General features: G+C 69.0%; 21 protein-coding genes. 10 read left to right on the forward strand and 11 right to left on the reverse strand.

Going from position 1 to position 20,759, the window contains the following annotated elements; genetic code table 11:
• Positions 1-12: 12 nt before the first annotated feature.
• On the reverse strand, positions 13-1,065 hold the full coding sequence (locus AAFF27_00365; GenBank protein XAH23677.1) for an ABC transporter ATP-binding protein: 1,053 nt from the start codon (positions 1,063-1,065) through the stop codon (positions 13-15).
• Positions 1,066-1,481: 416 nt separating this feature from the next.
• On the opposite strand from AAFF27_00365, the gene AAFF27_00370 reads away from it, so the two are divergent.
• The 6 genes from AAFF27_00370 (at position 1,482) to AAFF27_00395 (ending at position 4,618) form a co-directional block, all read left to right on the forward strand.
• Entirely contained in the window at positions 1,482-2,108 is a 627-nt protein-coding gene (locus AAFF27_00370; GenBank protein ID XAH23678.1) for a hypothetical protein, read from the forward strand.
• Positions 2,101-2,625, forward strand: a complete 525-nt coding sequence (locus AAFF27_00375) for an ATP/GTP-binding protein (protein ID XAH23679.1) — start codon at positions 2,101-2,103, stop codon at positions 2,623-2,625. Before AAFF27_00370 ends, AAFF27_00375 begins: the two co-directional genes overlap by 8 nt.
• Before the next feature lie 28 nt (positions 2,626-2,653).
• Positions 2,654-3,040: a hypothetical protein gene (locus AAFF27_00380; GenBank protein XAH23680.1), complete on the forward strand. Its 387-nt coding sequence runs from the start codon at positions 2,654-2,656 to the stop codon at positions 3,038-3,040.
• The gene (locus tag AAFF27_00385) at positions 3,037-3,408 is read left to right on the forward strand and encodes a hypothetical protein (GenBank protein ID XAH23681.1); all 372 of its coding nucleotides are present in this window, start codon (positions 3,037-3,039) and stop codon (positions 3,406-3,408) included. Before AAFF27_00380 ends, AAFF27_00385 begins: the two co-directional genes overlap by 4 nt.
• Positions 3,409-3,480: 72 nt before the next feature.
• Positions 3,481-3,840 carry a hypothetical protein gene (locus AAFF27_00390; protein ID XAH23682.1) on the forward strand — a complete coding sequence of 120 codons (360 nt, stop codon included), beginning with the start codon at positions 3,481-3,483 and terminating at the stop codon, positions 3,838-3,840.
• Positions 3,841-4,000: 160 nt separating this feature from the next.
• Positions 4,001-4,618 carry a DUF502 domain-containing protein gene (locus AAFF27_00395; protein XAH23683.1) on the forward strand — a complete coding sequence of 206 codons (618 nt, stop codon included), beginning with the start codon at positions 4,001-4,003 and terminating at the stop codon, positions 4,616-4,618.
• A 460-nt stretch (positions 4,619-5,078) separates the two neighbouring features.
• Here AAFF27_00395 and AAFF27_00400 read toward each other — a convergent pair whose 3' ends face one another.
• From AAFF27_00400 to AAFF27_00425, 6 genes are all read right to left on the reverse strand, one after another.
• Positions 5,079-6,101, reverse strand: coding sequence for a 2-dehydropantoate 2-reductase (locus AAFF27_00400; GenBank protein ID XAH23684.1), 1,023 nt, complete (start codon positions 6,099-6,101; stop codon positions 5,079-5,081).
• Positions 6,101-6,637, reverse strand: a complete 537-nt coding sequence (locus AAFF27_00405) for an Mpo1-like protein (protein XAH23685.1) — start codon at positions 6,635-6,637, stop codon at positions 6,101-6,103. The genes AAFF27_00400 and AAFF27_00405 overlap by 1 nt, the downstream gene beginning before the upstream one ends.
• A 60-nt stretch (positions 6,638-6,697) precedes the next feature.
• Positions 6,698-7,630, reverse strand: a complete 933-nt coding sequence (locus AAFF27_00410) for a histone deacetylase (GenBank protein XAH23686.1) — start codon at positions 7,628-7,630, stop codon at positions 6,698-6,700.
• Between the two features lie 19 nt (positions 7,631-7,649).
• Complete coding sequence (locus AAFF27_00415; protein XAH23687.1) at positions 7,650-9,044, reverse strand: class II fumarate hydratase; 1,395 nt, start codon at positions 9,042-9,044, stop codon at positions 7,650-7,652.
• Positions 9,041-9,997, reverse strand: coding sequence for a tripartite tricarboxylate transporter substrate-binding protein (locus tag AAFF27_00420; protein ID XAH26347.1), 957 nt, complete (start codon positions 9,995-9,997; stop codon positions 9,041-9,043). Before AAFF27_00420 ends, AAFF27_00415 begins: the two co-directional genes overlap by 4 nt.
• Before the next feature lie 62 nt (positions 9,998-10,059).
• Entirely contained in the window at positions 10,060-11,424 is a 1,365-nt protein-coding gene (locus AAFF27_00425) for an adenylosuccinate lyase family protein (protein ID XAH23688.1), read from the reverse strand.
• Between the two features lie 108 nt (positions 11,425-11,532).
• Here AAFF27_00425 and AAFF27_00430 point away from each other — a divergent pair, with 108 nt between their 5' ends.
• A complete protein-coding gene (locus AAFF27_00430) occupies positions 11,533-12,300 on the forward strand; it encodes a GntR family transcriptional regulator (GenBank protein XAH23689.1) in 768 nt (255 codons plus the stop codon).
• Between the two features lie 123 nt (positions 12,301-12,423).
• Here AAFF27_00430 and AAFF27_00435 read toward each other — a convergent pair whose 3' ends face one another.
• The 4 genes from AAFF27_00435 to AAFF27_00450 all read right to left on the reverse strand — a co-directional run bounded on the left by AAFF27_00435 (position 12,424) and on the right by AAFF27_00450 (position 15,798).
• A complete protein-coding gene (locus AAFF27_00435; GenBank protein XAH23690.1) occupies positions 12,424-14,121 on the reverse strand; it encodes a thiamine pyrophosphate-binding protein in 1,698 nt (565 codons plus the stop codon).
• A 95-nt stretch (positions 14,122-14,216) separates the two neighbouring features.
• On the reverse strand, positions 14,217-15,149 hold the full coding sequence (locus AAFF27_00440; protein ID XAH23691.1) for a LysR family transcriptional regulator: 933 nt from the start codon (positions 15,147-15,149) through the stop codon (positions 14,217-14,219).
• Between the two features lie 26 nt (positions 15,150-15,175).
• Positions 15,176-15,607, reverse strand: coding sequence for a Cu(I)-responsive transcriptional regulator (gene cueR, locus AAFF27_00445; GenBank protein ID XAH23692.1), 432 nt, complete (start codon positions 15,605-15,607; stop codon positions 15,176-15,178).
• On the reverse strand, positions 15,604-15,798 hold the full coding sequence (locus AAFF27_00450) for a cation transporter (GenBank protein ID XAH23693.1): 195 nt from the start codon (positions 15,796-15,798) through the stop codon (positions 15,604-15,606). The genes cueR and AAFF27_00450 overlap by 4 nt, the downstream gene beginning before the upstream one ends.
• Positions 15,799-15,904: 106 nt before the next feature.
• Between AAFF27_00450 and AAFF27_00455 the strand changes: the two genes are divergently transcribed.
• From AAFF27_00455 to AAFF27_00465, 3 genes are all read left to right on the forward strand, one after another.
• The gene (locus AAFF27_00455; GenBank protein XAH23694.1) at positions 15,905-18,100 is read left to right on the forward strand and encodes a heavy metal translocating P-type ATPase; all 2,196 of its coding nucleotides are present in this window, start codon (positions 15,905-15,907) and stop codon (positions 18,098-18,100) included.
• Positions 18,101-18,316: 216 nt separating this feature from the next.
• The gene (locus AAFF27_00460; protein ID XAH23695.1) at positions 18,317-19,969 is read left to right on the forward strand and encodes a methyl-accepting chemotaxis protein; all 1,653 of its coding nucleotides are present in this window, start codon (positions 18,317-18,319) and stop codon (positions 19,967-19,969) included.
• 278 nt (positions 19,970-20,247) lie between these two features.
• Positions 20,248-20,757: a sigma-70 family RNA polymerase sigma factor gene (locus tag AAFF27_00465; protein ID XAH23696.1), complete on the forward strand. Its 510-nt coding sequence runs from the start codon at positions 20,248-20,250 to the stop codon at positions 20,755-20,757.
• Positions 20,758-20,759 lie beyond the last annotated feature (2 nt).

Here is a 20,759-nt window from a genome sequence, read left to right on the forward strand (position 1 = left end):
ACCTGAGAACCGTCAGGCGGCGGCGGAAACGGGATGGGGCGTGGCCTGCAGCGCATGCGCATGGGCCGGCAGCCAGGCCAGCTCGACACGCTGGCCCACGGCATAGGGCAGCGCATTGAAGTCGGCCTCGGGCAGGGTCGCGGCAATGGCCGGGCCACCGCCGTCGGCGGCCGTGGCCTGCAGGCCGATCAGCACGTAGCTGCCTTGGTATTCGACATCGGTCACCTGGGCGGCGAGGCCGCTGGGCGCAGTGCCGGCTGGGGACAGGCGGATGCGGTCATTGCGCACGGCCACGGGGCCTTCTGCCGTGTGCAGCACGTTGTGGCCGCCCATGAAGCGCGCCACAAACTCGTTGACCGGGCGGTTGTAGATCTCGTGCGGCGAGCCAACCTGCTCGATCACGCCCTGGTTCATCACCACCATGGTGTCGGCCAGGGCCATGGCCTCTTCCTGGCTGTGGGTGACGTGGATGAAGGTCAGGCCCAGCTCCTTCTGCCAGCGGCGCAGCTCGGCGCGCATCTGCACGCGCAGGAAGGGGTCGAGCGCGGACAGCGGCTCGTCCAGCAGCAGCACCTTGGGGCTGGTCATGAGGGCGCGCGCCAGCGCCACGCGTTGCTGCTGGCCACCCGACAGTTCGCCGGGCTTGCGCTGCGCCAGGTGGCCCAGGGACACGCGCTCCAGCAGGTCGCGCGCCTTGGCGTGGCGCTCGCTCTTGCCCACGCCCTTCATCTTCAGGCTGAAGGCCACGTTGTCGAGCGCGGACAGGTGTGGGAACAGCGCGAAGCTCTGGAACATCATGGCCGTGCCGCGCTCGGCTGCTGGCAGGTCAGTGATGTTGCGGTTGAACAGCAGGATGTCGCCGCTGCTCACCGACTCATGCCCGGCCACCATGCGCAGCGTGGTGCTCTTGCCGCAGCCCGAGGGCCCGAGCAGGCAGCAGTAGCTGCCGGCCGCGATGCGCAGGTTGATGCTGTCCACCGCCACGCTGCCGCCGTCATAGCGCTTGCTCAGCGCGACCAGTTCGACTGCGAAGCCGGGAGAGGACGGGGCGGAAGATGCATCCATGCCGCGCCCTGATCGCAAAAGGCATGCCATGGTTGTATGGAATAACTGGCACAAATTGCGTACAAAAAAGCTGCCGCATGGTGCGCAATGGGCGGCGTATGCGCCGAGTCGGTGCGCCGCCGGATGCTGGAGGCGGCCTATTCGGGCCCGCCCGGCGCGCCGTTGCGTAACGGGGACACTTGAGGCGGGGCGGCGCCCATGGGCGCGTGCGGGCACTGTCGCTCAGGCAAAAGTCCTTAAAATCGGCCGATCGCCTCGGGGGGCCGACGGCGTGCCGCGGACCAGAGGTGGGCGCGGACGGTTTGCTCGCCAGGGCGTACTGATACAACCACTGTCATGGCGCCGACGAGCTTTTCATGAAAACCGGCGCCACACGATCCAACTACCTCCTGCGCTGTACCGGCCTTGCTCCACGCATGGCTGCGCAGATCAATACCTTCCTCGTGATTGCCGATGCGCGCTTTACCGCGAATTGGCACTGCGTGGAGGACGGCCAGGCCGACGCCGTGCTGCGTGCCCCTGTCGGCGGTAGCGTGGCTGTGCAGTCGCTGCTGCTGGGCTGCCCCGGATCAGGCCTGCCCGACGCGGTGTTGCCGCTGCCGTTGCAGATGGAGGATTTCGTCGTTGCACTGGGCCAGGTCGAGCAGATGCTGGGCAATGCGTTGGTGCCCCGGGCGCCGGCTGCGGCCGGCAACCGCGTCGCCCAGCAGGTGGAGCTGCGCCTCAAGCGCTGGCCTCCGGCGCTGGCCCTGATGGAGCACAAGTACTACCCGCGGCTGGCGAGCTTCATGTCGCGCCCGGTCACGCTCTCGCGCCTGAGCCTGATGAGCAACGTGCCCATGGAGCGTTGCGTGGACTTCGTCGATTCAATGCAGGCGCTGGGCATCGTCGAGAACCCCGGTGGCGAGCCCGTGGCCAACCTTGCCCAGGCCGCGCGGCCTGGCACGGTAGAGCCTTCGGGCGCGGCGGTAACGCCAGTGCGCAGCGGGCTGGTGCAGCGCTTGCGCGCGCGGCTGGGCATTGCAGGAGGCCCGCGTGGCTGAGTACAAGATTCTTTTCAGCGGCCCGCCAGGCGCGGGCAAGACCACCGCCATCGGCGTCATCAGCGACGTGGCACCGGTGGTGACCGATGTGCGCAACAGCGACCCGACCTTGCACAAGGAGATGACCACCGTCGGCATGGACTTTGGCGAAATCGACCTGGGCGAGGGTGACCGCGTGCGGCTCTTCGGCACGCCCGGCCAGGCGCGCTTCGACTTCATGTGGCGCGTGCTGGCGCAGAACGCGCTGGGCGTGGTCTACCTCGCCGACAACTCCGCCGCCGATCCGCTGGCCGACATGGCCACCTACCTCGACGTGCTGGCACCCGATGCAAGCACCGCGCTGGTGCTGGGCGTGGGCCGTACCGACGCACACCCGCTGCCCTCGCTCGACGACTACGCGCAGGCATTGGCCGCACGGGGGCTGGTGTGCCCGGTGCTGGCGGTGGACGTGCGCCAGCGTGACGACGTGCTGTTGCTCGTCGACGCCTTGCTCAATTTGGTCGACAGTGCGGGCTGACCCTGCGGACTGTTTTTTCTCACGCTTCATGACAATTTCCCATCCCCGCTACTCGCTGGCCCAGTCGCTGGCTGACGAGATCGTCTCTTCGCTCGACGGCGCGTTCTCCGTGCACTTCGCCACCATCGACGGCTTCGATGTGGCGCGCGCCTGCCGCCGCAATCTGGACGCGTCGCGTGTGGCGGCCATGACCAGCTCCCTGGTGGCGCTGTCCTGCGAACTTGGCCGCAGCTGCGACATCGGCGACACGCAGGGCGTGGTGCTGGAATCCAGCGGCGGCTACGTGGTGGCGCGCGCCATTCCGGTGTTTGGCGGCGACCTGGTGATGACCGTGGTCACCGACCGCAGCGCGTTGCTGGGCATGGTGCGCCTGCAGGTGAGCGAGGCCGCCCGGCGCTTTGCGGACGCGGCATGAAGCAGGCCGCATTGCGGTCGGCCCTGGAGCGCCTGGTGACATTGGCAGGCATTCGTGGATGCGCGCTGGTGGAGTCCGAGAGCGGGCTGGTGCTGTTGCACCACGGCGAAGGTGAAGAAGCCCTGTGGGAGGCCGCCGTGGACTACTGGCGCATGCACCATCGCCTGCAAGCCCACTTTGCCGCGCTGGGCCCGCTGAGTGCCGCCGTGATGTACCACGTGCGCGGTGCGCTGGCCGTGATGCCGTGCCAGGCCAGCCCCCCGTTGCTGGTGATCTGCGTGGGGGAGCTGCGCCAGACCGACTGGGTGTCGGCGCAGAAGCAGGTGCGTGCCCTGTCGCAACAGCTGGCGGCGCCGTCGGCGCCTTGATTTTCGGGACGCAAGTCTCCTATCGCGCAGGCCCATGGAGCCTGCGTACCTGAGAAACGAGAGAAGGAAGAAATGGCAACCATCAAACAAACACTCGAAGAGCTGTTGGCGGTCGACGGCGCGCTGTGCGCCGCCGTGGTGGACTCCACCAGCGGCATGATGCTGGGCTCCGCTGGCGCCGGCGTGGACATGGAAGTGGCGGCCGCCGGCAACACGGACGTGGTGCGCGCCAAGATGAAGACGATGAAGGCTTTGGGCCTGAACGACGTGATCGAGGACATCCTGATCACGCTGGGCAAGCAGTACCACATCATTCGCCCGTCCTCGCGCCGCGACGGCGTGTTCATCTACTTCGTGCTGGACAAGGCCAAGTCCAACCTGGCGCTGGCCCGCCGCAAGGCCACCGACGTCGACAAGGACATGGTGTTCTGACCATCTGCACTGCGCGGACAGACAAGCCCCGAGCATCCGCCGGGGCTTTTTTCATGGTGCCGTTCGCATTGGCGCGGCCGCAGAACTTTGCGCTACATGCTGCGCGGCAGGGGGCGCTACCATGCTGCCGCAACAGGGCAATGCCCAGAAGGTCCCTGCCATGAAACGACTGACCCAATACTTCCTGCGCGGCCTGATCACCGTGCTGCCGGTGGTGCTCACGCTCTACCTCTTGTTCATGTTCCTGGCCTGGGTCGAGGCCACGGCGCTGGCGGTGCTGCGGCCGGTGTTTGGCGACTTTCACGTACCGGGCATGGGCCTGGTGATCGCGGTGGCCTTCATCGTGGGCGTGGGCTACCTGGTGTCGGTGGCGCACGTGCGGCGGCTGCTGTGGTTCGTGGAGCTGCCCTTCACCAACATCCCGGTGGTCAAGAGCATCTACTCTTCGCTGAAGAGCTTTGCCGACTACTTCACCCCTGCGGGCAACCAGCAAAAGGCGCAACAAGTGGTGCTGCTGCGCCGGCCCGGGCAAGAGGTGGAGCTGGTGGGCCTGGTCACGCGGCGCGGCATGCAGGGCTTGCCAGAGGGCTTCCTGCCCGGCGACCGGGTGGCGGTGTATCTGCCCATGGGCTACAACATCGGCGGCTATACCGTGTTTGTGCCTGCATCCTGGGTGACGCCGATAGAGATGTCGGTGGAAGAGGCGATGCGCTCTTCGCTGATTGCGTGGATGGCGCGGGCGCCGGTGGACCCGGCGGCGGCGCCGCGGCCGTTTTAGGACCCAGCCCTTTCAAGGTCTTCGAGGTATCCCTGCGCTGTGTGCCTTGCAGGCGGCGGGTGCCGGGATGTGCGCCCGGCGGCGCAGTCACCTTCTTTTGCTTCGCCAAAAGAAGGTAACCGAAGAAAAGGCGACCCCACTGTGGCGGTCCGCTGCGCGGACTGCTCTCCGGTGCTCAGAGTCGGCAGGTGGCTGCGGAACTCGCTTCGCTCAAACAGTCCTCGCCGTCCCTCCGCTGCGCTACGGGCAACCTGCCGACTCCTCCGCTCCTCGACGCCACAGAGGGGACCCGGGACCGCCAGTCGGGCCATCGCTACGCTCGGCCCCGGTACTACTCCCTCCCTCGCTGGGGGCCGGCTGTTCGGTTGTTGGTTGCCCCCGCCGGGGCGAGTCCCGGCTCCGGAACTCAGCAAGTCACAAGAACTACCAAATACATGACAAGACCTTGAAAGAGATGCTCTTAAGACCCGGCCAGCACCGCCTGCAGCCGCGCCGATGGCATGGGCCGGGGCCGCTCGGTCTGGTGTTGCATCAGCTCCACCATGTGCTGGTTGCGCGGCGCCGCCAGGCCGTGCGCCTGGGCCAGCCGGACCACGGCGCCGCATAGTGCGTCGATCTCGCTGGTGCGGCCCAGGCGCAGGTCGTCGGCCATGCTGGAGCGGGCGCGGGCGTCTATGCGCAGCATGCGCGCGGCCAGCAGGCGGAACAGCGGCGTGGGCAGGCGCAGCAAGGCCGGCAGCCAGCGCGGCGGCACGGGCGATACCGGCGCCGGCTGCAGGCCCGCGCGGGCCAGCACGCTCAGCGTTTCTTCCATCAGGCCGGCCAGGCAGCGGCGGTAGCCGCGGTCCAGCAGCTCGTCGCGCAGCGGCAGACCCGACAGCGCATTGACCGGGTTGTTGAGGTTGAGCAGCAGCTTGCCCCACAGCACTGGCCGCAGGTCGGTGTGCAGCTCCAGCGGCAGGCCGGCGTGGGCGAAGCCGGGCAGCCAGGGCTGCAGCGCGGCATCGTCTTGCGCGGCGAGCCGGCCGGTGGTGCCGCGGTGGTAGCGGCCTGGGCCTTCTTCTGCGACGTTGTAGGGGACCATGCCCGGCAGCACGCGCAGGCCAGGCGCAGCAGCTTGCGCGATGGCGGCGTTGTCGACACCGTTTTGCAGTGATAGCACCAGGGTGCCGGGTGCGAGCGATGCGGCCAGTTCTGCTGCCGCTGTGGCGGTGGCGCCGCTCTTGACCGTGAGCAGTACCAACGAGAAGGCCTCGCCATGCGGCACGCTTGGCAGCAGCCGCAGGGTCGATGCGGGCAAGTGTTGGTGTGAGCCGTCGAGATCGGTGAGCGTGAGGCCGCGCTGCACCAGCGCCGTGTGCACACGCGGGCGCACGACAAAGCTCACTTGCGCGCCAGCAGCGGCCAACTGGCCACCCAGAAAGCAGCCGATATTGCCGGCGCCCATGACCAGCACCGGGCCGGGAAAGATCGGGCTCGCCATCAGGAATGGGCCGAGCGCTGCGTGTGCTGCATGGCGCTGGGAGTGGGTGGCAGGCGCGCCTCTATCGCCTGCTGCAGCTCCAGCCGCCAGCCAAAGGCAAAGCCGGCCTCGGCCGCGACGAACAGCGGGCCAATGATCAGGCCCATGATGTCGTCGACGAAGGCCGGCTTGCGGCCCTCGAACCAGTGGCCGATGAACTGCAGCACCCAGCCGACGACGAACAGGCCGATGCCGCTGGCGAGCCAGACGGTGGTGGATGCGCCCGCCAGCGTCTGCGCCAGCACCAGTGCAGCGGCCAGCAGCACGGCCATGGCCGCGCCCAGGCGCAGATCCAGCCGCAGGTAGTAGATGGCCGACAGCAGCACCGCCAGCGTGGCCGGCGACACGGTGACGCCCAGCAGTTCAAGCCGGGGCCGGGCCAGCAGGATGGCCACGGCGACGACGATCATGGGAATACCGGCGAAATGCGTGGCGACGTTGCGGCGGTCGCGGTGGTAGGCGGCGTACTGCGTGAGCTGGTCAGTCAGGGTTTTCATGGCGTCACCGTGGGTGGTGGGGATGGAGCCATTTGACGCCTATGGACCGCCTTGCACCAGCTAGGGGCGACCCTCGGCATGCCAGCGCCGGTAGGCCTCCAGCGCCACGCCGTAGGTGGCGGTCTGCACCCGCAGCGTGGTGTCCATGTCGCGGCCGTAGCCGCCGGCCATGACAAAGGCCAGCGGCAGCCGGCGCTGGCCGGCCCAGTCGAATACGCGGCGGTCGCGCGCCTGCATGCCGGCGTCGCTGAGCTTGAGCCGGCCCAGGCGGTCGCCCTCGTGCGGGTCGGCGCCGGCCAGGTAGAGCACCAGGTCGGCGGCGAAGTGTTCGTCCAGCAGCGCCAGGGCGCGGTCCAGCGCGGCCAGGTAGTCGGCGTCGCCGCAGCCATCGGGCAGGCCCACGTCGAGGTCGCCGGGCGGCTTCTCGAAGGGGAAGTTGCGCTCGGCATGCAGCGACAGCGTGAACACGGTCGGGTCGCGCCGGAAGATGCGCGCCGTGCCGTCGCCCTGGTGTACGTCGAGGTCGATGATGGCGACCTGGCAGGCGCGGCGCGTGCGGCGTCCCCACTCGGCCTGCACTACGCGCGCGGCTACCGCCACGTCGTTGAACACGCAGAAGCCGCTGCCGCCGTCGGCGCTGGCATGGTGGGTGCCGCCGGCCAGGTTGGCCGAGAGGCCGTCCGCCAGCGCGGTGCGCAGCGCGGCGATGGTGCCGCCCACTGAGCGCCGCGCGCGCTCGGCCATGGCCGGCGACCACGGAAAGCCGATGGCTTTCTGCTGCTCTGCCGTCAGCAGGCCTTGCGCCACCGCCGCGATGTAGCTGGGCGTGTGCGCCAGGGCCAGCTCGCCGTCGGTGGCCGGTGGCGCCTCGCGCAGGCGGATATCCGGGAACTGTGCCAGCAGCCGGTCGCGCAGCGCCGCGTACTTGGCCATGGGGAAGCGGTGGCCGGCCGGCAGCGGCAGCACGAAGTGGTCGGCGTAGTGGGCGATCATGGGCCGCCCATTGTGGCGGTCAGCTATGCGGCGCAGCCATGGCGGCCGGGTCCACCAAGCGGTCGTAGTCCTCGGCACTGATGAGCCCCAGCGCCAGGGCCGCGGCGCGCGGGCTAGTGCCGCGCTCCAGCGCGCTGCGGGTGATCTGTGCCACGCGGTCGTAGCCCAGCACCGGGTTGAGCGCGGTGACCGCCAGCAGCGCCTGCTCGACGTTGGCGGCCAGGCGCGCGTGGTCCAGCTCCAGGTCTTTCACCAGGCGCTCGGCGAAGACGCGGGCCGCATCGGCCAGCACGCGGATCGACTGCAGCAGGTTGTGGATCAGCACCGGCTTGGCGACGTTGAGTTCGAAGTTGCCGGAGGCATTGGCCAGGGTGATGGTGCTGTGGTTGCCCATGACCTGCAGGCAGGCCTGTGCCAGCACTTCGGCGATGGTCGGGTTGCGCTTGCCGGGCATGATGGATGAGGTCAGGCCGTCGTCCGGCAGGCGCAATTCGCCCAGGCCGCAGCGCGGGCCCGAGCCCAGCAGGCGGATGTCGTTGGCGATCTTCAGCAATGAGCTGGCGACGGTGTTGAGCGCGCCCGATACCTCCACCAGCGCGTCGTGCACGCCCATGCCTTCGAACTTGCTGGGGTTGGGCACAAAGGCCAGGCCGGCAAGTACGCTGGCCTCTTCGCAGAAGGCCACATCGAAGCCCGGCGGCGCGTTGATCCCGGTGCCGGCCGCGGTGCCGCCCTGGGGCAACACCAGCAGGCGCGGCAGCGTGCCCAGCAGCCGTTCGCGTCCCAGCGCGGCCTGCCGGGCGAAGGTGTCGAAGGCCTGGCCCATGGTCATGGGCACGGCGTCCATCAGGTGGGTGCGCGCGACCTTGAGCACGCCGGCAAAGGCCTGGGCGCGCTCTTGCAGGCGATCGCGCAGCAGCGCCAGCGCGGGCAGCAGGCGCTCGTGCAGCTCTTGCGCGGTGGCGATGTGCATCACCGTGGGAAAGCTGTCGTTGGACGACTGCGAGGCGTTGACGTGGTCGTTCGGGTGCACCGGCCGCTTGCTGCCCAGCGGCTGGCCCAGCAGCTCGTTGGCGCGGTTGGCAATGACCTCGTTGGCGTTCATGTTGGTCTGGGTGCCGGAGCCGGTCTGCCAGATGGTGAGCGGGAAGTCGGCATCGAAGCGGCCTGCGCGCAGCTCGGTGGCGGCGTTGATGATGGCCTGGGCCAGCGCCGCATCAAGCGTGCCGCAGCGCAGGTTGGCGCGCGCGGCGGCGATCTTCTGCAGCCCGAAGGCGTGCAGCAGCCGCGCCGGGAAGCGCTCTTCGCCGATGTCGAACACCTCCAGCGCGCGCTGGGTCTGCGCCCCCCAGTAGCGGCCGGCGGGGATCTGGACCGGGCCGAAGGCGTCGTGCTCGGTGCGGGTGGCGCTCATTCGACGCTGATGTTGGCCTCGGCCGCGACCTTCTTCCAGCGCTCGACTTCGGCCGCGGTGTGCCGGGCGAAGGCGGCGGGCGCGTAGTCGGCCACCGGCAGCAGGCGTATGCCCTGGGCCGCCATCTTCTGCGTCCAGGCCTTGTCGTCCAGCGCCTTGAGGTAGGCCTGGTGCATCTTCTCGACCACGTCCTTGGGCGTGTTGCGCGGTGCGTAGATGCCATACCAGGTGGCGGTCTCGAAGCCCGGCACCACCTTGGCACCGAGCGCGGGCACGCCGGGGAACTGCGCCATTTCCTTGTCCGATGTCAGGCCTATGGCTTTCAGGCGTGGGCCGATCTGCGGCAGGGCGGTGTTGGTCTGGTCGAACATGGCGTCGACCTGGCCGGCGATCAGGTCGTTCATGGCCGGGGCCGCGCCCTTGTAGGCGACGGAGGTGATCTGCATACCAGCCTTGCTGGCGAACAAGGCCGCGACCAGGTGCGAGGTCGAGCCCACGCCCGCGTTGCTGAAATTGAGGCGGCCCGGGTTCTTCTTGCCGAAGGCCACCAGTTCTTCCGCGTTCTTGTAGGGCGAATTGGTGGGCACCAGCAGCACCAGCGGCGTGTCGGGGAAGCGGAACACCGCCTCGAAGTCCTTCACCGGGTCGTAGCTGAGCTTTTTGTAGAGCGCGGGCGCGGCGCCCATGTAGCCCATGTGGCCGACCAGGAAGGTATAGCCATCGGGCGCGGCGCGCGCCGCCTTGGCCGAGCCAATGGTGCCGCCGGCGCCGGCGGCGTTGTCGATCAGGATGGTCTGGCCCAGCTGTTTGCCGGTGCGGTCGGCGATGTCGCGCGCCAGCGCGTCGGTGGGGCCGCCGGCGGCAAAGGGCACGATCCAGGTGATGGGCCGCGCCGGCCAGGCCTGGGCCTGTGCCGTGGCGTGCAGGGTGAGTGCGCCGGCGGCCAGGGCCAGGGCGGTGGCGGTTTTCTTCAGTGCTTTCAAGCGATGTCTCCTCTACGAGGTGTTGAGCGGGATCAGATCTGCGCCGACAGCTGCAGCGCGCGGTCCACCATTTGCGGCGCCAGGCCCAGGTAGTTGGCGGGGTCGGTCAGGCGGTTGATGGCGGCGCGGTCGAAGTGCGTGGTGACGGCGGGCAGGGCGGCCAGCGCCTCGGCCAGGGTGCCGCCGTGCTCGTTCACGGTGCGGCAGGCGTCGTAGACGATGTCGTGCGCCTGCTGGCGGCCGGTGAAGGGGGCCAGGCCCATCATCACGGCCTCGGCCACGATCAGGCCCTTGGTGATGCCGAGGTTGTGCGCCATGCGCGCCTCGTCCACGATCAGCCCGCCCAGGGCGAACCTGGCCTGGTGCAGCGCGCCGGCGCTGAGGATGAAGCTCTCGGGGATGGCGATCCACTCGGCATGCCAGGGGCCGGTGGCGCGCTCGAAGTCCTGCACCATGGCGTCGACCATCAGGCCGGCGTGCTGGCGCACGGCCTTGGAGGCCGCCAGCATCAGCTCGCTGGAGATGGGGTTGCGCTTTTGCGGCATGGTGCTGCTGGCACCACGGCCCTTGACGAAGGGCTCATACACCTCGGCGAACTCGGTGGACGCCATGATCATGATGTCCAGCGCGATCTTGCCGAGCGAGCCGGTGATGAGCGCCAGCAGGTTCACGGCTTCGGCAAAGCCGTCGCGCGCCACATGCCAGGTGGTGGCGGGCACGCCCAGGCCCAGTTCTTCGGCCATGGCGGCTTGCACGGCAAAGCCTTTGTCGCCCAGCGAAGCCAGCGTGCCGGCGGCACCGGCAAATTCAAGCACCGCCACGCGCGGGCGCAGCTCGGCCAGGCGCTGCTGGTGGCGGTCGAACATGGCCAGCCAGATCGCGGCCTTGTAGCCGAAGGTCACCGGCAGCGCCTGCTGCAGATGGGTGCGGCCGGCCATGGGCGTGTCGCGGTACTTCTGGGCCAGGCCGGCCAGGATGGCGCGCAGCGCACGGATGTCGGCGTCGATGCTGTCGAGTGCGTCGCGCACCTGCAGGGCGACGGCCGTATCCATGATGTCTTGCGTGGTGGCGCCCCAGTGCACATAGCGGCCGGCCTCGCCACAGATGGCGACCAACTGGTGCACCAGCGGCAGGATGGGGTAGCCGACGATGTCGGTTTCCTCGCGCATGTGGTCGAAGTCGATGCGCTCGATGCGCGACTCGCGGGCGATCACCTCGGCGGCCTCGGCCGGGATCACGCCGCAGCGCGCCTCGGCCTTGGCCAAGGCCACCTCGGCGTCGATATAGCGCTGGATCAGCGCGTGGTCGGAGAAGATGGCGCGCATGCCCGCGGTGCCAAAGGCATCGCGGAAGAGAATCGAGTCGACAACGGTACTGGCGGAGAAGGCAGAGGACATGGGCAGCTACGAAAACAAGGTGAACCCGGTATTAGGTCCGTACTTAATATTGGAATTTAATATGACCGGACTTGAATGTTCCCTGGGGTTTCCACGGGGGGCGTGCTGATGGCCGATACCCGTTACGCCCAGATCGCGCGCGACCTGGCGGCCCGCATGGCCTCGGGCGAGATGCCGGTGGGCACGGTGCTGCCGAAGGAGGTGGACCTGGCCGAATCACTGGGCGTGAGCCGCCACACCATTCGCGCGGCGATCACCGAGCTGCAGCAGCTCGGCCTGGTGTCGCGCCGGCGCAAGGCCGGCACGCGGGTGGAGGCGGCCACGCCCACGGGCCACTACCGGCAGTCACTGACCTCGCTGGAAGACCTGGTGCATTTCGGCGCCACCCACACCCGAGTGCTGCGCGGCACGGCCACGGTGGTGGCCGACCGGGCGTTGGCTGGGCAACTGGGCTGCGCCCCGGGCTCGCGCTGGCTGCGCGTGTCCTTTGTGCGCATGGACGGCTCGCCCTCGGGCCTGCCCATGGGCTGGACGGATGTGTATGTGGACGCCGAGCAGGGCGATGTGTCCGACCTGCCCGCGCGCATAGAGGCGGCGCCCGACATGCTGGTGTCCACCCTGCTGGAGGCGCACTACGGCCGCCGCGTGGCGCAGGTGCGGCAAGACGTGCAAGGCGCGCTGGTGCCGCCCGAGCTGGCCGAGGCGCTGCAGGCGCCGGCCGGCGCGCCGGCCCTGCGCATCGTGCGCCGCTACCTGGACGGCGCGGGCCAATTGATCGACCTGAGCATTACCGTGCACCCGGCAGACCGCTACACCTTCTCGGTCCAGCTCACGCGCGAGCAGGCCAGTGCCACGGCGGCGGCGCCAGAAATTTAAGCAAAATATGCCTCTAGCCCAGGCGGGGCCTGGGCTATTAGCTATCTAATTGATAGTGATGATGGCTTTTGCTTTGAAATTGATAGCTACATGCCAAGGCTGCGCCTGGGCTGAAGCCACTTTTCATGCCAAACGCTTGGTGGGCGTGATCTGCCGTGGGTCGGTGACCAGCTCCAGCAAGGCCAGGCCGCCGGCTGCGCGCGCCCGCTCCAGGGCCGGGGCAAAGTCGGCGGTGGCGGCGACGCGCTCCGCATGCGCGCCAAAGGCCCGCGCCAGCGCCACGTAGTCAGGCCCTTGCAGCCGCGTGCCGCTGATGCGGTCGGGGTAGTGGTTCTCCTGGTGCATGCGGATGGTGCCGTACATGCCGTTGTTCACCACCAGCACGATGAAGCTGCCGCCGTACTCTGCGGCGGTGGCCAGCTCTTGCGGGTACATCAGGAAGCAGCCGTCGCCCGCCACGCAGACCACGCTGCGCCCGGGATGCCGCAGCGACGCGGCCACGGCGGCGGGCAGGCCGTAGCCCATGGCGCCGCAGGTGGGCGCGAGCTCGGTGCGCGCCTGCCGGTAGGGGTAGAAGCGGTGCAGCCAGACCGAGTAGTTGCCGGCGCCGTTGGTGAGGATGCTGTCCTCGGGCAGCACCTGGCCCAGGTGCTGCATGGCCAGGCCCATGTCCACGCCGCTGGCTTCGGGCGCGCGCTGCGGCGGCAGGCTGAAGGCCTCGTGGGTCTGACGCGCGGCGCGCGCCCAGTCGGCCCAGGGGCGCTGGGGCGGCGCGGGCAGGGCGGCCAGGGCCGCGGCCGTGGGCGCGGTGTCGGCCTGCACGCCCAGCGTTGGGCGGTACACGCGGCCGATCTCGGCGGCGTCCACATGCACATGGATCAGCGTTTGCTGCGGCACTGGCGGCCGCAGCAGGCTGTAGCCGTCGGTGGCGATGTCGCCCAGGCGCGTGCCCAGGGCCAGGATCAGGTCGGCCTCGGCCACCATCTGCCGCAGGGCCGGGTTTAGGCCCAGCGCCAGGTGGCCCACGTATTGCGGATGACGGTTGTCCAGCGCGTCCTGGCGGCGGAAGGAGCAGGCCACCGGCAGCTTCCAGGCGCTGGCAAAGGCGGCCAGCGAGGCCGACGCCTCTGGCGACCAGGCGCTGCCGCCCACCACCACCAGCGGGCGCTGGGCGGCGGCCAGCATCGTGGCGATCTGCTGCAGCGCCTGGGGCGCGGGCAGCGCCGGCGCCAGCGGGGCAGAGACAAAGGCCGGCACGCTGCTGGCTTCGGTCAGCATGTCTTCGGGCAGGGACACCACCACCGGGCCGGGCCGGCCAGAGACGGCGGTGTGAAAGGCGCGCGCCACGATCTCGGCCATGCGCGAGGCGTCGGTCACCTCCACCACCCACTTGGCCAGCTTGCCGAACATGGCGTGGTAGTCGACCTCCTGGAAGGCTTCGCGCCCGACATGGCCGCGCGCGATCTGGCCCACGAACAGGACCATGGGCGTGGAGTCTTGCTGCGCCGTGTGCACGCCGATGCTGGCGTGCGTGGCACCCGGGCCGCGCGTCACCATGCAGATGCCGGGGCGGCCGGTGAGCTTGCCGTCGGCCTCGGCCATGTTGGCCGCGCCGCCTTCGTGCTTGGCCACCACCAGCTGGATGCTGTCCTGCACGTCGTGCAGCGCATCGAGCACGGCCAGGTAGCTTTCGCCCGGCACGCAAAAGACGCGGTCTACACCGTGCAGGCGCAGCGAATCGACCAGCACCTGGCCGGCCGTACGGGCTTTGGTGGAGGTGTGGCCGGGGGCGGCGGCGCGGAGTTCGGGTTCCTGGAGCATGGTGCGGGTCCTGACGATGGAAGCCGCAGTCTAGGAAGCGCCACGGCTTTGCGCACCGCCATTCCCGCAGTGCAGACTTGCCGAAAGCGCTGGGCTCAGCCAGCCATGCGGCTGACGCCGGGCCAATGGCCGCCGGCCACCAGCGTGGCAATCACCTGGCGCAGCAGCTGGGTTGTCTCCCACAGGCCGTTGGCGGGCGGCCGGTTGAGGGCGGTGGCCACGGCCACCGTGCGCAGCGCCTCGTCGCCTTCCAGGCGCACGGCTTGCAGCAGGCCGCGCTCTACCTCTTCCTGCACGGCGGCCAGCGGCAGCAGGGTGCAGCCATGGCCGGCCTGGACCAGGCGGCGCGTCATGAAGGTGGAGCCGTCGCATTCCAAGGCGAGGTTCAGGCGCTTGCCGTGGCGCTGCGCCCAGCTCTCGGCCAGGCCGCGCAGGCCGTGCGGCGTGCTGGGCAGCACCAGCGGCAGGTCCAGCAGCGCGGCAATGGGCAGCGGTTCCACCGGCCGCTTGTGGCCGGGGGGCAGCACGCAGTGCAGCGGCTCTTGCAGCAGCAGGTCGTGGTCGACGATGCGCGACTGGGTCGGCACGTAGAGCAGGGCGACGTCGATCTTGCCCTCTTGCAGCCAGTCCACCAGTTGGTGGCCCAAGCCCTCGGCCAGCCGGATGCGGGCGCGCGGGAAGCGCGCCTTGAGCGCATGGCCCAGCGCCCCAAAGCTGACCTGGGCAATGGTCGGTTGGGCCGCCAGCACGATCTGCGAAGGGCCGCCGGCGGCCAGGTCGGCCGCCACGCGGCGCGTGTGCTGCAGCGCATCGACCAGCTTTTGCGCCTCGGGCAGCAGCAGCGCGCCGGCATCCGTCAGCACCATGCCGCGGCCGCTGCGGTGGAACAGCTTCACGCCGGCTTCTTCTTCCAGCCGGCCGATGTGGCGGGTCAGCGTGGACGGCTCCATGCCCAGCACGCCGGCCGCCCGCGAAATGCTGCCGCTGTGGGCGACCAGGTGGAAGTATTCAAGCGCGCCGGGGTCCATGCCGGGACTGTAACCAGCCGGCGCGTCTATCGGGGGGCGGCGCCCGCCAGGTCGTCCAGGATCGGGCAGTCCGGCCGGCTGTCGCCGTGGCAGCAGGACACCAGGCCTTCCAGCGTGCGCTGCATGGCCTGCATGTCGGCGATGCGGCGGGCCAGGTCGCTGATGTGCGCCTGGGCGATGCGCTTGACCTGGGCGCTGGCGCGGCTGCGGTCGTGCCAGAGGCCGACCAGCTCGCCGATCTCGGCCATGGAAAAGCCCAGGTCGCGGGCGCGCTTGATGAAGCGCAGGGTGTGCACCTCGGGCTCGCCGTACAGGCGGTAGCCGCTGTCGGTGCGGGCTACCGGCGGCAGCAGGCCCAGCGCCTCGTAGTGGCGCACCATGCGTGCCGACACGCCCGAGCGCCGGGCCGCGGCGCCTATAGTGGCGCCGGCTTCCGGGACCGCGGCAGCCGTGCTCACGATGCCTTGTAGCCCGCACCCTCGATGGCCAGGCGCAGGCTTTCACGTGAGTGTGTGCTTACAACATCGACATGGCCGGTGGGCAGGTCAACCTTGACCTGGGCTTGCGGGTCAGCGGCCTGCACGGCGTTTTGCACGGCTTGCGAGCAGTGGCCGCAGCTCATGCCTTCGACCTGGAATTGTTGGCTCATGGGAAGACTCCTTGGTTTGAATGGGGTAGCTGCGAGTTTGAACCCTGCCACGGTGGCAAGGTCAAGCGCTTGACCTTGCCATGGTGTGAGGCTTTAGGCTCGCCTTATGAACACTGCAAGCAACACCCTCTCGGCCGATATTTCCGTGGGCGGCATGACCTGCGCCTCTTGTGTGGCGCGTGTCGAGCGGGCGCTGAAAGCCGTGCCGGGCGTGGAGGCCGCCGCCGTCAACCTGGCGACCGAATCGGCCCGCGTCACGGTGCAGGGCGGCGGCATGGACGCCGCGCAGTGGCAGGCGCGCCTGCGCCGCGCCGTGCGCGATGCCGGCTACGAGCCGCGCACACCTGAGCAGGCGCAGGCGGTGGAAAACGCCTCGCCCTGGGCCGGCTTTGGCCCGGTGGCGCTGGGCTTTGTGCTGTCGGCGCCGCTCTTGCTGCCGATGTTTGCCGAATGGGCCGGCCTGCACTGGATGCTGCCGGCCTGGGCGCAGTTGCTGCTGGCCGCGCCGGTGCAGTTCTGGCTGGGTGCGCGCTTTTACCGCGCCGGCTGGCATGCGGCCAAAGCGGGCGCCGGCAATATGGATTTGTTGGTGGCGCTGGGCACCTCGGCGGCGTTTGGGTTGTCGCTCTGGCTGTGGTGGCGCGCCGCGCCGGGGGAGATGCCGCATCTGTACTTCGAGGCCTCGGCCGTGGTCATCACCCTGGTGCTGCTGGGCAAATGGCTGGAGTCGCGCGCCAAGCACCAGACCACCTCGGCCATCCGCGCGCTGCAGGCGCTGCGGCCAGAGACGGCGCATGTGCTGCGCAACGGCCGGGAAATCGAGCTGCCGGTGGCCGAGCTGCTGGTGGGCGACCGGCTGGCGGTGCGCCCGGGCGAGCGCATCCCGGCCGACGGCCGCGTGCTGGAGGGCCGTTCGCAGGCCGACGAATCCATGCTCACCGGCGAGCCGCTGCCTGTGGATAAGTCCGAGGGCGACACGCTCACTGGCGGCGCAGTCAACGGCGACGGCCGGCTGGTGATGGAGGTCTCGACCGCCGGCGCCGAGACCGTGCTGGCCCGCATCATCCGGCTGGTGGAAGACGCCCAGGCCGCCAAGGCCCCGATCCAGCGCACGGTGGACAAGGTGGCCGCCGTCTTCGTGCCGGTGGTGCTGGTGATTGCCGTGCTCACCGCCCTTGGCTGGATGCTGGCCGGGCAGGGCGCGGAAGTGGCGCTGGTGCACGCAGTGGCGGTGCTGGTGATTGCCTGCCCCTGCGCGCTGGGCCTGGCGACGCCGGCAGCCATCATGGCCGGCACCGGCGTGGCGGCGCGCCACGGCATTCTGATCCGTGACGCCGAGGCGCTGGAGCGCGCGCAGCGCGTGGACACCGTGGCCTTCGACAAGACCGGCACCCTGACCCTGGGCCGGCCACGCCTCACCGCGTTGGACTTATCCACAGCTTGTGAAGAGGGTTCTGCACTGCGGCTGGCGGCTGCCCTGCAGGCAGGAAGCGAGCATCCACTCGCACGGGCGGTGTTGGCAGCAGCGGCTGAGCGTGCCATTGAGGTGCAACCCGCGCAGGATCTGCAAGCCGTGCCAGGACGCGGCATCGAAGGCCTGGTGGACGGCCGGCGCCTGCGCCTGGGCAGCCTGCGCTGGATGGAGGAGCTGGGCGTGGACCTGGGCGCGCAGGCCGCCCGCGTGGCTGATCTGCAGCAAGGCGGCGCCACGCTGTCGGCGCTGGCCGAAGGCGACCAACTGCTGGCCCTGCTGGCCTTTGCCGACACACCGCGCGTCGGTGCGCGCGAAGCCCTGGCCGCCCTGCGCGCGCGGCCGCTGCGGCTGGCGCTGGTGTCGGGCGACAACCGGGGCGCGGCGCTGGCCATGGGCGAGCGCCTGGGCCTGCGGCCGTCCGAGGTGCAGGCCGAGGTACTGCCGGCCGGCAAGGTGGACGCGGTGCGCGGCCTGCAGGCCGGCGGCCATGTGGTGGCCATGGTGGGCGACGGCGTCAACGATGCGCCGGCGCTGGCGGCGGCCGATGTGGGCATTGCCATGGGCAGCGGCACCGACGTGGCCATGCACGCCGCCGGCATCACCCTGATGCGGCCCGACCTGGCGCTGGTGGGCGCGGCGCTGGATATTGCCGGCCGCACCGTGGCCAAGATCCGGCAAAACCTGTTCTGGGCCTTTGTCTACAACGTGGCGGGCATACCGCTGGCGGCCTTCGGCCTGCTGAGCCCGGTGGTGGCGGGGGCGGCCATGGCGCTCAGCTCGGTCAGCGTCATGGCCAATGCATTGTTGCTGCGCCGCTGGAAACCGTAACAGTTGGTTCGTACGTGGAATCACCCCTACAGCGATGCGAACCGCGGCCGAAAATACAGAGCCCCGGAGGTTTTTTCTCACAAAATTTACAAATTTGGCCGGGGTGACGCCTTTCAGTAGGCGTGAGCAACAACCCGCACGCCATGTCGGCGGCGGGAAGTGGCCGCAGACGCGTAACAAGCGGGCCGCCACGTTGACCGTCCTAGGAGTGCTTGCATGAGTTTTCTGTCTCTTCGCCGTTTCACCATCCGTTTTCGGATGTATGGCGCGATTGCCGTTGTTCTGGTCTTGCTGGGCCTGCTGGGCGGTGCGGGTGCGCTGGGCATGCTGCGCATCCAGAACATGAGCGAGAGCTTCATGAACACCTCGTATGCCGCGACCGAGCAGGTGGGCCAGCTGCGCGACGCGCTGTCGGCGGTGCGGCAGAACGAGAAGGACATGATCATCCAGTACGAGAAGGCCGAGGCAGTGAAGGCCACCCGCGTCAAGTGGCTGGACGCGCAGGCCCGTGCAGAGAAGGTCGGCAAGGCCTTCATCGAAGGCCGCAGCGCCGAAGACGCAGCGCTCATGACCACGCTGCTGCAAAAGCTCGGTGCCTACCGCGACCTGTTCGCCAGCGTGGCCAACCAGCTGGAGAGCAGCGGCTATGAGTCCGCCACCACCGCCAACCGCATGAGCGCGCGCGCCGTGGCCCAGTTCGAAGAAGCCGAGAAGCAGCTGCAGGCCCTGGAAGCCGCGCTGCGCCAGCAGGTGGAAGCTGCGCTGGAGCAGCAGCGCGAGGTGGCGCGGCAGACGCAATTGCTGTTTGCCGCCATCGTGGCGCTGATGATCCTCACGGTGGTGCCGCTCACGGTGGCCAACATGCGCTCCATCTGCGGCCCGCTGGAGCAGGCGCGCCAGTCGGCCCTGGCCATCGCCAACGCGGATCTGTCGCAAAAGATCGAATCCGAAGGCCGCGACGAGCTGGCCGACCTGCAGCGCGCACTGGCCAGCATGCAGGCCGGCCTGGGCGCCATGGTGGCCAAGGTGCGCGACTCCAGCGAGAACATCGCCACCGCCAGCCAGGAGATCGCCACCGGCAACCAGGACCTCTCCAGCCGCACCGAGCAAACCGCCGGCAATGTGCAGCAGACCGTGGCCTCGATCAGCGAGCTGAGCGGCAACGTGCAGCAGACCGCATCCTCGGCCCAGTTGGCCAACCAGCTTGCGGCATCGGCCTCGACCGCGGCCACGCGCGGCGGCAGCGTGGTGCAGCAGGCGGTGACCAGCATGCAGGAGATCTCGTCCTCCAGCCGCAAGATCAACGACATCATTGCGCTGATCGACTCCATCGCCTTCCAGACCAACATCCTGGCGCTCAACGCCGCAGTAGAGGCTGCGCGTGCCGGCGAACAAGGCCGTGGCTTTGCCGTGGTGGCCAGCGAGGTGCGCAACCTGGCCCAGCGCTCGGCCCAGGCCGCCAGCGAGATCAAGACCCTGATCGGCAACAGCGTGACCGCAGTGGACGGCGGCGTGCGCCTGGTGGAAGAAGCCGGCGCCGCCATGAAAGAGATCGTGGGCAGCGTGCAGCGCGTGAGCGACGTCATCGGCGAAATCAGCGCGGCCGCATCCGAGCAGTCGGTGGGCATTGGCGAGGTGAGCCAGGCGGTCAACGACATCGACCGCATGACGCAGCAGAACGCCGCGCTGGTGGAAGAGTCTGCCGCCGCCGCCGAGTCGCTGCGCGAGCAGGCCGGCCGCCTGGCTGAAGTGGTGCGCCGCTTCCACCTGAGCGATGAAAGCGGCCTGGCCCTGCCAAGCAGCACCGGGCCGCGCTTTGCGCCATCGGCGGTGGCGCACCAGCCGCACAAGCAGCTTGCTGCGGCCTGAGCAGCAAGCCAGCCCATGAAAAAAGCGCCTGAGGGCGCTTTTTTCATTTCACAGTGACTCCGGCACTGAACAGATCAAGCTCACCAAGCCCGCGGTCGATGTCAAACGTGGGCATCTACACCGCTTTCAACCGGGGTTTCGGATCGGTGCTGCGGGACGACGTTTCTTTCAATTTCGGGAACCATGCAGGCTGCTGTTCGTAAAAATTCAATAAAATGATATTAATTCTCATTTAACGCACCCATTTTCCGTTGGCCATGAGGCACAGGAAGGGCCTCATGGGCACCGAAGAGTTCGCGCTGCAGCAACGGATCGAAACCCTTTACACGGACCATCACGGCTGGCTGAGAAGCTGGCTGCGTCGCAAACTGGGAAATGCCTGCGATGCCGCTGATCTGGCGCACGACACCTTTGTGCGGGTCATGGCCTCGCGGCGGCTGCCCATGCACCTGGGCGAAGAGCCCCGGGCGCTGCTGACACACATCGCCAAAGGGCTGGTTGTCGACCATTGGCGGCGCCAGGAGGTGGAGCGCGCCTACCTGGAGGCGCTGGCCCAACTGCCCGAGCCAGAGATGCCTTCGCCTGAAGCGCGCCTGCTGATCCTGGAGGCGCTGCAGCGCATCGACGCCATGCTGGACCGCCTGCCCGGGCGCACACGCCAGATCTTCGTGTTGTCGCAGATCGACGGCCTCACTTACCAGCAGGTTGCCGATCAACTTGGCACATCCCTCATCACCGTCAAGCGCCACATGCGCACGGCTTTTGCCGCCTGCCTGGCGATTGGGTGAGG

It is taken from the genome of Xylophilus sp. GW821-FHT01B05, from assembly GCA_038961845.1.
Classification (GTDB): domain Bacteria; phylum Pseudomonadota; class Gammaproteobacteria; order Burkholderiales; family Burkholderiaceae_C; genus Xylophilus.